The sequence below is a fragment of the Sulfitobacter delicatus genome, from assembly GCF_900102535.1.
In the GTDB taxonomy this organism is placed as follows: Bacteria; Pseudomonadota; Alphaproteobacteria; order Rhodobacterales; family Rhodobacteraceae; genus Sulfitobacter; species Sulfitobacter delicatus.
The window spans coordinates 634,777-647,307 of record NZ_FNBP01000001.1; the positions used below are offsets into that span (position 1 = coordinate 634,777).

The window sequence follows — 12,531 nt, forward strand, 5'->3', positions numbered from 1 at the left end:
TCTCGTCTTTATAGGGGGAAATCCCCGCGCCGGTTAAGGCGCGGGGCAGGACTGCTTATTGCAGCAGCCATTCGTTGAACTTCTCACCAAGGCTCTCGCCATAGTCGGCCCAGAAGATACCGTCGGCCTTCACGCCCTCATCAAGGTGCGCGGTTGGCAGGTCTTGCTTGACCTCATCGGGCAGCAGCGCCTGTGCGGAGTTGCGGGTCGGGCCGTAAGCCACGTCCTGCATGCCCGACAGCGGCACGGTGCCGGTGGCGAACTTGATGAACTCCATCGCGAGGTCTTTCTTCTTGGTGCCCTTCATGATCGCCCAGACGTCGAGGTCATAGACATGGCTGTCCCAGACGATTTCGAACGGGGCGCCATCGTCTTTGATCGCGGCGAAGATACGGCCGTTGGCGGATTGCACCATGGTCGCACCGCCGTCGTTCAGCAGAACGGGGGCCTGAGACCAGCTGTCATACCAAGTGATGTCGTCCTTGATGGTGTCGAGCTTGGCAAAGGCGCGTTTCTGGCCTTCTTCGGTGGCCAGCACCTCATAGATTTCTTCCTTCGGCACGCCGTCAGCCAGCAGAGCCCATTCCATGTTCACCTGCGGGCGCTTGCGCAGGCCACGTTTGCCGGGAAATTTTTCGGTGTCGAAGAAGTCTTCGATGGTCTTGGGGCCTTCGCCGTTCTCGGTGTTCACCGCAAAGACCACCGACCAGACGATGTTGCCGACGCCACATTCATTGGCCAGCGCGTCTTCGATGAAGTCATCCGCCGCTGCGGTGCCATCGTCGCCATCGGGCAGAACCGATTGGTCGATCACTTCGAGGTAACCTTCGGCACAGGCGCGCTCCAGATCGATCACTTCGATGTCGACCACATCCCACAGGATGTTGCCAGCCTCGACCTGCGCCTTCATCTCGGCCACGCCGCCGCCGTAGTCTTCGAACAGCACGTTGGTGCCGGATTCTTTCATATAGGGTTCGATCATGTGCTCCATCTGCGCGGCGCCATAGGCACCGCCAAAGGACGTCACCGTCAGATCTTCGGCCAAGGCAGGGCTGGCAATCAGCGCCGCGGTGGCCAGATAACTCAGATGCTTCTTCATCGGTCTCTCCTTGTTATGTCCAGGTCTTTTGCGGGGCCCCGGTTTGCCCCCGGTCGCCTTTAATTGGCAAAGGCGATGCAATCTTTCGTCAGGGACAACAGTTGCGCCGTCGCGCCGTCTTCGAACTCGGGCGCGGACAGGTCGTTGAGCACTTTGACGATAATGTCGGTGCCGTCGGGCAGGCGGAAATAATAGCGGATGAAATCGCCCACATAGATGCGCGTGATAAAGGTCGCGGTCAGGGCATTGTCATGGGCGTGGGTTGTGGGGTGGATAAACAGCTTTTCGGGGCGGATTGAGACGCGGCATTGTGCGCCTTCGGTCAGCCCTTCGGAGGTTTGCGTGGTGATTGTGCCGGTATCGGTCTCGACCTTGGCAGTCTCACCCTCGATCTGGGTGACTTTGCCCCGCACGAAATTGTTCTCGCCGATAAACTCCGCCACGAAAGCATTCACAGGCCGCTCGTAAAGCTCCGCCGGGGGTGCGCATTGCTGCACGACGCCGTCGTTGAACACCGCGATCCGGTCGGACATCGAGAGCGCTTCGGTCTGGTCGTGGGTCACATAGATCACGGTAAAGCCGATCTGCTTGTGCAGGCGGGTGATCTCAAACTGCATCTGTTCACGCAGGTTTTTGTCAAGCGCGCCCAAGGGTTCGTCCATCAAAATGAGCGTCGGCTGAAAGATCATCGCGCGGGCCAGCGCCACACGCTGCCGCTGGCCGCCAGAAAGCTGGCCGGGGCGGCGGTCGCCAAAGGCCGACAGTTCCACCAGCGCCAGATATTCCGCCACACGCTCTTTGATCTGCGCTTTGGGCATTTTGCGCACGGTCAAAGGGTAGGCGAGGTTTTCGGCCACGGTCATATGCGGGAAGAGGGCGTAGTTTTGAAACACCATCCCGATGTTGCGCTTGTTCGGCGCGGTCTTGTTGATCGAGCGGCCGTTGATCGCGATGTCACCCGAGGTGACGCTTTCAAACCCCGCCAGCATCATCAGAACCGTGGTCTTGCCCGAGCCGGAGGGGCCGAGGAGGGTGATGAACTCGCCCTCCTGCACATGCATGTCGAAGCCTTTGACGACGAGGTTTTCCTGATCGTAGCTCTTCTTGACGTTGTCAAAACGCAGAAAAGTCTCTGCTTTGGTGTCTTTCATACTAACGCGGCTCTCCCTGTCGCTGGGGAGAGTTAAACAGGTGCGACGATTCTTAACAATATGTCGTTTGATCTGACAGGGGTCGCACGGCCCCACGCTGCATTCGCAGGCGCCTGTTCATATCATGTGATTGGAAATACAGCAAAAGCTGGAACCACCTGCCCCGTAAAGTGCTTTAACTATCGGGACTGTCTTTGGGCCGGGTAAGCAGTCTCGGTATAGAGCCCGCGGCAGTCTTTCCGTTTATATTTTTGCTGCAGTTAGAGAAGACAACCTATGGCGCCGAGATCGGAGAAATCAGTTGAGTAGTGATATGTCAGAAAAGCTGGCTCCGACTGTTGATGGCGGTGAGATGGGGGCGCTCATGCGGGCGCATGACTGGAGCCAATCCCCCCTTGGCCCGCCGCGAAACTGGCCTCCTATGTTGCATGCGCTGGTTGATCTGATCCTGACCGCGAGCCAACCGATGTTCATCGTCTGGGGGCCGGCGCGTACCTTGTTCTATAATGACGCCTATGCCGAGATTCTTGCCTCGAAACACCCCGCATTAGGCGTGCCGTTTGACGAGGTTTGGGAAGAGATCTGGGAGGAAGATCTGGCACCGATTGTGGAGCAAGCCTATGCAGGTGTGGCGCTCCATATGGACGATATCCGTTTGATGATGATGCGGAAGGGGTATCTTGAGGAGACGCATTTCTCTTTCTCCTACACTCCGGTGCGCAACTCGGATGGCGAGGTTCAAGGGTTCCTTTGCCCCTGCGCCGAGATCACCGAACAGGTGCTGGAAGAGCGCCGTGCGCGGGTCCGGATGGAGTTTAACGAAGATTGTCGTTCGCTCTCGGACCCGGAAGAGCTGAGCTATGCTGCATCGGAACTCATGGCCCGGCATCTTGGGGTCGAACAAAGCGCCTATGCCGAGATCGACGATGAGGGTGAATTTGCAGTTATCAAGCGGGACTGGAACAGCGGCGGCATCCAAAGCAATACGGGGCGCCACCGGCTTGCTGATTTTGGACCTCAATTCGTTTCTGATCTGACCGCGGGGAAGAGCGTCGTTATCGGCGATGTGCAGGAAGACCCGCGCACCTCTGGCACCGCTGCGGCCCAAGCTTTCGCAGAGCGCAACATTCGCGCCTTTATGAACGTCCCCCATCTGCGCGATGGACGGTTGGTTGCCGTCGTTGCAGTGCATTCGGCTGAAGCGCGTCATTGGCATCCTAAGGACGTCGCTTTGGTTGAGGAAATTGCACAGCGGACTCATGTTGCTGTGGAAAATGCCCGAACCGAGGCCGCCCGTCGGATTAACGAGGTACATCTACGAGAAACACGTGATGCCCTCGCATTGGCGACCACAGCGTCGCATCTCGGCTGGGCCACTTGGGATTTCATCGCCAACACCGTTAGCCTCGATGCCTGCGGCCGCGAAATCATGGGTTTTGACAAGAGCAGGCTCAAGATCGACGATTGGAAAGAGCGGGTTCATCCGGAAGACCGCGCGGCGCTTGATGCGGAAGTCCAGGAAAGCTTGGAGGAACAGAGACCCTTCGATCTTGAATACCGCATCGTTCTCCCTGATGGCAGCCTGCGGTATGTGCACGGCACTGGTTTTATCGAGGCCAATGCGGCAGGCGAGATTGCGACCGGCACCGGCTTTGTGCGCGATGCGACGGAGCAGAAGCAATCGGAAGAGCGTCAGAATGTACTTTTGGCCGAGCTTGACCACCGGGTAAAGAATATCCTTGCGGTTGTGCAGTCCATCGCCCGCCAGAGCCTGAAGCGTGGTGAAGAAGTTGGTCCAGCGGTTGCAGAGCGCTTTATCGGGCGGATCTCTGCATTGGCGCAGTCGCACTCTCTGCTCGCGTCCAGCCGCTGGGAAGGTGCCTCCTTTAGCGATCTGGTGGAGAATTCTGTCGCCCCTTATCGCGGCGAAGATCTGACCCGCATTCAGACCGAAGGGCCGGAGTTCAACGTCACTCCCAAGGCGGCTCAGACCCTCACGCTCGCGCTTCATGAGTTGGTGACCAATGCCGCTAAGTATGGTTCGCTTTCCCGACCTGAGGGTCGTGTAGTGGCGAAATGGGAGGTTCGGGGAGACGCGGATGCGCAGGAGCTTGTCTTTAGTTGGCGCGAAAAGGATGGCCCGATAATTAACGCGGCCCCAAGCCGGAAGGGGTTCGGAACGTTCCTGATCGAACGAATGCTGGTCGCCGAATTGGGTGGAAACGTAGACCGCGATTTTGCGCCGGCGGGTCTGAGCACCGTTATCCAACTGCCGTTTGAAAACCTTGCCACAAAAGGCGTGTCGCCGGTCCAGTCGATCAGCCACGCAACAACCGAAGCGGATGCTGCGCCGGTGCTGGCTGGCAGTCGAATTCTCGTGGTGGAAGATGACTATCTGATCGGGCAGGAAACAATCGCGGCCCTAGAGGCGGCAGGATGCAAGATCGTTGGGCCGGTTACGTCGCTTAAGGAAGCACTGGTCGTGGTTGCGACCGATGATTTCAATGCGGCGGTGCTCGACATCAATCTGAATGGCGAACTCATTTGGCCGGCCGCGCAGGTACTTCATGCGCGCGAAATCCCCTTTGTCTTTACCACGGCCTATTCGAATATTAGCGGGATGCCGACCCAGTTGGAGGCGGCACCTTGGGTCGAAAAACCTTTTGAGGCGAAACGACTGACCGCTACGCTTGCCGCAACTCTGTCGTCACAATGCGAAAAGGTTTCGGGGGCGGAAGAGCGATAGCGATCGCCTCCGGAAACTAATCATTGGACAAGCGGGACAGATTTGCTCTGATCCATTAACTGATTTTTCGGACAATGAATGGTTCGGACGCATGCCGGGCGGGCCACTGGGCCGCACAACCGGAGCGGGCCTAGTTAAGCCGAAGTGCTGCCCTTCTTTCGCCCCATTGCTGGTCGACGTTAAGGCATCCGCACTACCGTGCTCCGGAGAATCTAAATGGTCGCCCGTAATCTTTTTGCCATCGACAGTGAAGCGCTCACCGTTACCTATTCGCGAACGCAAAACGTTGGCGACTCGGTCTTTAACAACTCGTCTTCGCCCAATGGCACGCAATATATCTTCAATGCGGGTTACTCGACGCGCAAGGTCACAGTTGAAGACACCGGCGGCTCTTCGGAGACATTGGAAGACGACAAGCTTTCGTCCCATGTGGTCACCGATGGCGCGGGCCTTGTCCCGGACGGCACGTCGATTGAGGGCGAATCTATCATCCGGCTTCAGGCCATGGATGCCGATGGCACCCCTTCGGGGCCAATTATTAATATCTACGTGCTGTCGCAAAACGGCGATACGGCAGATGTCTGGGGGTTCGCCTCGGACACGCTGCTGGTTCCGGGGACCAGCTACCTCAAGGTTGGCGGCAGCAACATCGGGTCGACCGATTACGCAAACTACCAGACACCATGGCTTGTTACCGTAGACGGCACGGATGGCAACGACATCATTCGCACGGGCTATATGGATGTCGGAGGCGATCAGGTTGACGGCAACGACGGCACCAACGAGGCGATCTATGGTTACGACGGCGATGACTTCATCGACGGTGGTTTGGGTACAGATACGATTTATGGCGGCAAAGGCGACGACACGCTGATCGGTGGCGCCGGTGCGGATGTGCTGGACGGCGGTGATGGCATCGACCTTGCCGATTACAGCACTTCAACCGGTGGCGTGAAGGTTAGCCTCGAACGCGGTGCAGCCGCGGGCGCAGATGGTCAGGGCGATACACTTCGGGATATCGAGAATCTCCGCGGGTCGGAATACGATGACGTTTTGCTCGGTGACGATGAGGACAACCAGATCGACGGCGGTGCCGGGTCTGACTGGATCGAAGGCGGTAAGGGGAAAGACACCCTTATTGGTGGCGCCGGCGACGACTGGCTCGACGGCGGTGACAATGAGGATTCGCTAACCGGTGATGCTGGCAATGACACGCTATTAGGTGGCGACGGTAAAGATACGCTGGACGGCGGCACGGGCGCTGACCTGATCGAAGGCGGCAAAGACGATGACAGCATCCTAGGCGGTGCCGGCGATGACACGCTGCTGGGTGGTGAAGGTAAGGATACCATTCAGGGCGGCGATGGCGATGACAGCATCGAAGGCGGTGACGACGACGACATTCTGATCGGCGGTCTTGGTGTCGACACGATCCACGGCGGCGAGGGCGATGACACGCTCTATGGCGGCAATGAAGGCGAATTTCTTTCGGGTGACGAAGGCGAAGACGTCGTCGTTGGCGGCCATGGGGACGACACGCTCTTGGGCGGCGCGGACGATGATACTGTCTACGGCGGGCTGGGCAATGACAGCATTTCTGGCGGCGAAGGCGATGACTGGCTTATCGGCGCAGCCGGGGATGACACGCTTGACGGTGGACTTGGTGAAGACACGCTTCAAGGTGGCGATGGCGCCGACAGCTTTATCATTGGCAAGGCAGACTATTCCGCTCTTGGAACAACCGAGGACGTGGTCGCGGCGCTCCTGCGCGAAAATCTGGCAGATTTGTCTGGTTGGACCAGCAAGAAAATTGACGAGCTTTTTCCTGACGATGAGGACGAAGACGACGATGACGATGACGACGATGACGGTCACGCCGCATCGAACCTCGACATCGCTGCCATCGGCGACGCCGTACGAGATGTCCTACCGAGCTTCCTTGGCGGGGTGACAAACGACGCCATTGTCGGCTTGGTCGAGACGACTCTTACTGGTCTTGTCGCAGCTGACCCCTTCGGACATCTGGAAGCCGATGACGTTTCCAAACTCATCAAGGACCTTGTAGAACCGCTCTATGGCAAGACCGTCGCAAACCGGGTCGAGGACGCGGTCGAAGACAGTATCGACAGCCAATATGACGCGCTTGATAACCTGCTGAACCCGCCTGAGATCAGCGAGAAAGATCTGCTTGAGCTGGCGCAGCATGTGACGATCGAGGATTTTGAGATCGGCACGGATGTGCTGGTGCTTTCCTCGCACGACTATCTCGGCAAGGTTGGCCTTTCCACAAATGATATCCGTGTCTCGGATACCGAAGGCGACGGCACAGGGGATGCGATCCTGCATCTGCCCGATGGCTCGACAATCACCCTGCGCAACATCAGCGCCCTATCGCTTGACCCTGAAACCCTCGAAACCATGGGCTTCTTGGAATCCGACGACACCAGTGACTTCCAGAACCCCTTCCTGACCGCAGCGGGCAAAATCTTTGGCGGCGGCGGCAATGACGAGTTGGTTGGGTCGCTCAACGACGAAAGCTTCTCCGGCGGCACCGGTAACGATACCGTCTTTGGCGGCGGTGGGGCCGATACGATCTACGGCGGCGAGGGCAACGACCTTATCGAAGGCGGCGACGGCGACGACGTGCTCTACACAGGCACCGGCGATGATACGCTCTTGGGCGGCGATGGTAACGACGTTCTGAACAACTCCTCTGGCGACGACAGCCTCTCGGGCGGCGCGGGCGACGATAAACTGGTCGCCTCGGCCGGCGACGATACGCTGGAAGGCGGTGCGGACAACGATACGCTGATCGGCGGTATCGATAACGACAGCCTCGACGGGGGCGACGGTAATGACCTTCTGAAAGGTGACTTCGAGGTCAACGGGCTGATCGAAGACAATCAGCTCTTTGCATACGAGTACTATGAGCTTGACGGCGTCACGTCCCTCAGCACGCTTGCCGATGCTGGCTTCACCTCTGGGACCGAGAACGACAACACCCCCGACGGCGAAGGCGTCGTCGGCAGCATCGACCCGGGTGCTCTCGACTCCTATCACGGCGGCGACGGCAACACCTTTGCGGTCAAACTGGCCACAAACCTCACCGTCACGCATGGCGGCACCTATACTTTTGATCTGACCTCTGACGACGGCGCGCAGATCTATATCGATGGTGTGCTGCTGAACGACAACGATGGGGTACACTCGGGCAAGACCACTACCGAAAGCATCACGCTGACGGGCGGCGACCACCTTATCGAAATCCTCTACTTCGATAATGAAAGCAGCGAAACGCTGTCGGTCGACATCACCGGTCCCGATACGAATGGGATCACGATCGGGCTGGAAGAGGCGAACCTGTCGACTTCCTTTGACGACTACCTGATCGGTGGGGCAGGTGATGACACCCTCTACGGTGGTCTTGGCGACGATACTTTTGTCTATACCCCCGGCGATGGTCATGACGTCATTGAGGACTTCAACACCGGCAACACCGGTACGCTGTCAGATGGCGATTCAACCAACAACGACTTCATCAACCTGAGCGGCTACTACGACCACATTTCAGAGCTCTATGCTGACCAAGCAGACGATGGGATTCTGAACCAGTCCAACTCCGACGCGGACTACAGCAACAACACGAAATTCGGCACAGGGTCGCTGACCTTTACGGGGGCGCAAAGCAACTCGTCCTTCTACACCGCCGAAAACACCGGTGTGGTTTGCTTTACCTCCGGCACCGCGATCCGGACCCCGGCGGGCGAAGTCTCCATCGACGACCTGAAAATCGGCGATCTGGTCTGCACGCTCGACAACGGCCCACAGGCGATCCGCTGGATTGGTCGCCGCGAGGTCGGGGCGGAGGAGCTTGCAGCGGACGAGAAAATGCGCCCTGTGCTGATCCCTCAAGGCATGTTCGGCGCGCAGCGTGATCTGGTGGTTTCGCGGCAACACGCGATTTTGGTGGAGGATGACCTGTTGGCGCGGGCCATTCATCTGGCGGATGCTAAGGGCTCACAGGCCCGGGTGGCGCATGGCAAAAAGCAGGTGACCTATATTCACCTGATGTTCGACACCCATCAGATCGTCTTTGCTGAAAACGTCGCCTCTGAGAGCTTCTACCCCGGCGCGTCAGCGGTCGAGATGCTGACGGCCTCGGCGCTGGCGGATATGAAAGCGGCCTTCCCCGCGTTTGCGAAGGCGCAGTCGCCCGAGGAACTGGCAGAAATCTACGGCCCGACTGCGCGCCCGATCGCCGGACGCGAAGCGGCGCGCTTTGCAAAGTGGGGCAAGGGGGCGTCCTGCAAAAAGGCCAAGAAGAACCGCTGGTTGGACGCGGCCTGAGCTAAGGGTTGAAGGGTCGGAAGTTGTTGCGGAAGCTGGCTTAGGTCGGCTTCTGGTCGTATCCGGAAAGAAGACCTCTAAAAGCAAAAGAGCCCAGCAATGCTGAGCTCTTTTCGCTTGATATTGGTGCCTAGGAGAGGCATTGAACTAACGTATCATTTAGTGTCAGCCTGTTTCAATAAATTATCAAGCCACTGTTTTTGTTAGACTTGCTTGTATCACCCTGTTTCATCCGGTCCCATGCCATGCTACATGTAGGGGTGGATTGAAAGGGGGATGAAAATTTGACGGCATTGAACAAGCTTTCTTCGGCCAAGGTCAGAACAGCCCCTCCCGGCAAATACTCGGACGGGGGTGGGCTATGGCTGGTTAAACGCGATGACGGTGGCGCTCAGTGGGTGCTGCGCGTTACCGTTTACGGGCGACGCCGTGAGATGGGAATCGGAAGCCTCCAAGCAGTAAGCCTCAAGGAAGCGAGAGAGACAGCGGAGAAATGGCGTGCTGTGGTTCGGGAAGGCAAAGACCCGATTAAAGAGCGTGACCGGAAGCGGCGGCTAGCAGAACGGCAAGATCACACTCTTGCCTCTGTCGCTCATGAGGCGTTCGAAGCTCGCAAGTCGCAATTGAAAGGGGACGGTAAAGCTGGCCGCTGGTTTTCCCCCCTTGAACTTCATGTGCTCCCTAAAATCGGTAAGGTTCCCGTCGAGGAAATCGACCAGCAGGATATTAAGAACGCCTTAGAGCCCATCTGGCATGAGAAAGCCGATACGGCCCGCAAAGCAATGAACCGCCTGAACATCACGCTAGAACATGCAGCGGCAATGGGCCTCAATGTGGATCTTCAGGCAATCTTGAAAGCGAAAGCGCTTCTGGGGAAGACGCGTCACAAGGCGAAGAACATTCCTTACATGCCGTGGCCTGAGGTGCCCGCCTTCTACTCAAGCCTCACTGAGCAGACGCCCACGCACCTCGCTCTGAGATTGCTGATCCTGACAGCGGTCCGGTCATATTGCGTTCGCTTTTGTCACTTGGATCAAATCGATGGCAATGTATGGACTGTGCCCGAAGATAACATGAAAGGGCAGGTAGGGGTCGTGACTGACTTCCGGGTGCCTTTGTCCGATGAAGCCCTAGCTGTCATTGAGTTGGCAAAGCCATTGGCGCGCGAGGGCTACCTATTCCCAAGCGTTCGTAAGGGCGTGATCTCGGACGCAACAATGAGCCGCCACATGGAGCGGAGGGAATTGCTTGCCCGCCCTCATGGCTTCCGTTCGAGCTTCAAAACGTGGTGCGTGGAGACTACCGACATGCCGGAAGTGGTTGTCGAAACCTCACTTGCGCACGTTGTTGGCAGCAAAGTCGAGCGGTCCTATCGAAGAACAGACCTACTTGAACGCCGCCGTCCGCTTATGGTGCGTTGGGCGGATCACGTCACAGGCAAGAACGCCAGCGAGGTGATTAGAATCGCGTGATTCCAGCACCTTAAATCTTGTGGAAACCATTACCTGCTACGAGTGGCATCATTCATTTAATAGAGAGATAACGATGACTGATAAAATTCTACGCTGCCGAGACGTTCAGGAGGTCACGGGCCTCAGTAGGTCTACTATTTACCGCATGATGGACCGGGATGACTTCCCGAAAGCTACGAAGCTGGGCGTTCGTGCCATTGGTTGGCGGCAGAGCGTTGTGAATAGCTGGATTGAGGGGCGTTCCTATGGCTGATGAATTGGTTGGAGCGGTTCAAGCTACACATAACAAAGCAGACGCCGCCGAAGCAGCATGGTCTATCATTCACCATGGGGCAGTATGAATAATTTATCAGTTGAGATGCCGCTCTCTGGGAGGAGGCTTTTAGAGACCTTATACCGACGGGTAAAAATTTAGATTAGTTTTTCTAGAGGACCTTGGTGCGATGAGCCGATAGCCCATCTCAACGATAGGTGGTTTCGATCCTCTTAGATCTCTATGCGGGTAAACATAGCGAGTTGCTGGACGGCAAATTAGATCACCATACTTAGTGTAGCTCTGGTCAATACGATCATAAGTTATTGATTAGTATTGCGAAATTATGACCTGAGTTCAAAATTAACCCAAATTTCGACAAGTAAACGGATCGTGTAACTGACCAGCGGAAATAGGATCGTTTATAATCAAGAACTTATGATGAGTGTGCTGTCGCAGAAATGTAGCCTTATTGAATTATATTCAAAGGTCTGAATGCGGTAATCTTACTAGATTGGAGGCGAGCATGAGCCGCGATCCCAACCGCTGCCCCACGCACCCCGGAGAGTTACTCCGCGAGGATGGAATCCCTGCGACCGGCAAATCAAAAGCTGAAATCTCTCTACTGCTCGGAGTTTCTCGGCAGCATCTTCATGACCTGCTGGCAGAACGCAAACCTGTAAGCCCAGAGGTTGCGGTGCGCATTGCAAAATTGTTCGGCACCGCGCCTTTGTTTTGGATCAGGATGCAGGGTGCCTATGATGCTTGGCATGCTTCCCGCGAAGTTGATGTTTCGGCTATTCTAACACTGAGCACTGTGTCTGGGGCTTCTACAACGGCCTGAGGAAATCGGGGGCTGGTGACGCGCAGCCACCTGCATTTTATGCGCCAACCTCGCTTATACCGATCGGTATAAAGTCTCCGAAGCGAGGCCTCCCTCGGCATGATGCCCACTGAGCGCCTACAAGATGATTACAGAGAGGCTGCAATACTCCCCCCCTTACTTGTTCGGCACCGCGCCTTTGTTTTGGATCAGGATGCAGGGTGCCTATGATGCTTGGCATGCTTCCCGCGAAGTTGATGTTTCGGCTATTCCAACACTGAGCAGAGAAACGCGCGAAAGTTGGTGATGCCCTGAGGGGCGGCATATCATGGCGGTGTTCAGACGCCGTCGATTCTCTGCTGAGAAAAGGATATGCCACATGTCAGAGTCTACCATCACCCAACTGCCCGATCCATCGGGATTTAGCGCCGATCCGTTCACGGATGTCATCCGCGATGGCGCGCGCAAGCTGATCGAACAGGCGGTCCAGGCCGAGCTGGCCACCCTCATGGCGGCCTTTTCCAATGAAAAGCTTCAGGATGGGCGGGCACGTCTTGTCCGTCATGGTCACCTACCGGAACGCGATGTGATGACCGGCATTGGTCCGGTGCCCGTGAAGGTGCCGCGGGTTCGGGATCGG

The 12,531-nt window shown here is 57.0% G+C and carries 7 protein-coding genes and 1 pseudogene; 6 read left to right on the plus strand and 2 right to left on the minus strand.

All coding sequences use genetic code 11. From position 1 onward, the window contains the following. Window positions 1–55: 55 nt before the first annotated feature. On the minus strand, window positions 56–1,099 hold the full coding sequence (locus BLS57_RS03200; RefSeq protein ID WP_093739077.1) for an ABC transporter substrate-binding protein: 1,044 nt from the start codon (window positions 1,097–1,099) through the stop codon (window positions 56–58). Between the two features lie 59 nt (window positions 1,100–1,158). Continuing rightward, the gene (locus tag BLS57_RS03205) at window positions 1,159–2,250 is read right to left on the minus strand and encodes an ABC transporter ATP-binding protein (RefSeq protein ID WP_093739079.1); all 1,092 of its coding nucleotides are present in this window, start codon (window positions 2,248–2,250) and stop codon (window positions 1,159–1,161) included. Between the two features lie 313 nt (window positions 2,251–2,563). Between BLS57_RS03205 and BLS57_RS03210 the strand changes: the two genes are divergently transcribed. From BLS57_RS03210 to BLS57_RS03235, 6 genes and pseudogenes are all read left to right on the plus strand, one after another. After that, window positions 2,564–4,996, plus strand: a complete 2,433-nt coding sequence (locus BLS57_RS03210; protein WP_208597506.1) for an HWE histidine kinase domain-containing protein — start codon at window positions 2,564–2,566, stop codon at window positions 4,994–4,996. A gap of 216 nt (window positions 4,997–5,212) precedes the next feature. Then, window positions 5,213–9,343 carry a Hint domain-containing protein gene (locus tag BLS57_RS03215; protein WP_093739081.1) on the plus strand — a complete coding sequence of 1,377 codons (4,131 nt, stop codon included), beginning with the start codon at window positions 5,213–5,215 and terminating at the stop codon, window positions 9,341–9,343. A gap of 284 nt (window positions 9,344–9,627) precedes the next feature. Further along, entirely contained in the window at window positions 9,628–10,815 is a 1,188-nt protein-coding gene (locus BLS57_RS03220) for a tyrosine-type recombinase/integrase (protein WP_093739083.1), read from the plus strand. 73 nt (window positions 10,816–10,888) lie between these two features. Continuing rightward, on the plus strand, window positions 10,889–11,068 hold the full coding sequence (locus BLS57_RS03225) for a helix-turn-helix transcriptional regulator (RefSeq protein ID WP_093739085.1): 180 nt from the start codon (window positions 10,889–10,891) through the stop codon (window positions 11,066–11,068). A 526-nt stretch (window positions 11,069–11,594) separates the two neighbouring features. Beyond that, the gene (locus tag BLS57_RS03230; RefSeq protein WP_093739087.1) at window positions 11,595–11,912 is read left to right on the plus strand and encodes a HigA family addiction module antitoxin; all 318 of its coding nucleotides are present in this window, start codon (window positions 11,595–11,597) and stop codon (window positions 11,910–11,912) included. 358 nt (window positions 11,913–12,270) lie between these two features. After that, a pseudogene (locus tag BLS57_RS03235) lies at window positions 12,271–12,531 on the plus strand (IS256 family transposase); the annotation flags it as partial.